This window comes from Ruminococcus sporogenes (assembly GCF_054655175.1).
In genome coordinates this window covers 1-766 of record NZ_BAAHOA010000038.1, presented here as the reverse complement: position 1 = coordinate 766, position 766 = coordinate 1, and the positions used below count along the sequence as shown (strand labels likewise).

Genomic DNA, 766 nt, shown 5'->3' with positions numbered 1-766 from the left:
AACGCAGTAGGCAAGGGCGATAACCGTCAGTATTCCAAGCAGTCCTGATAAACCTATCGTAGAGTGCAGTACTATTGTCGCCGTAGCTCCGAGATCGCCCTTGTTCGCCCCTATAAACGAGCCGAGAAGATCGCCTGAGAATGTGCTCTGAAGCGTTATGCAGAATTTATACAGCTCCACAGGAAGCTGAGTAAACAGCATTACAGCCATAAAGCCTTTAAGAACATTAAGGCACGTTCCCTGAATATTCGCCCGTCCCGTCTGATATTCGATCGCCGTATCAAACACAGCGACAACAAGCCCTACTGCAAACAGCGCCCAGCCGAACAGTGAAAAAAGCTTAAGGAAGGCTTCCACCCATGCAAGCGAAAAGATTCCCGCGCCCATTCCGTTTATCATTCCGAACAGATCGGCAACCGCTCCGTATATAGTATCGTACATCCATTCAAGCATAACGTCCCAGACAGCCGAGGAGATCGCCGAACCTACCGATTCCACCACCCCGAACAGCTTTTCTCCTACCCATTCCACAGCGTCGCCTATCCATTCAAACATTGCCGTTTTCCTTTCCGATCAAACTGATCTGTTCGTATTTTTTCCTCTGATGATTTTTTAAAACAGTAAAAGCGGCGCCGTCTGCGTATCCGTATCAGCGAATACCTTTTAGATATCCTGTATATTCCGCGCCGTTTTCTCTTTGCATTCATTTTCACCCTCCGTATATATGAAAATACCGCCGGATTTATCCGACGGTATTCCTTATTTT

General features: G+C 47.3%; 1 protein-coding gene. It reads right to left on the bottom strand.

The window, feature by feature from the left end; all coding sequences use genetic code 11:
- The coding region (locus ACYQ0N_RS15340; protein WP_460163186.1) for a conjugal transfer protein TrbL family protein at positions 1 to 555 on the bottom strand (555 nt) is incomplete at its 3' end.
- Positions 556 to 766 lie beyond the last annotated feature (211 nt).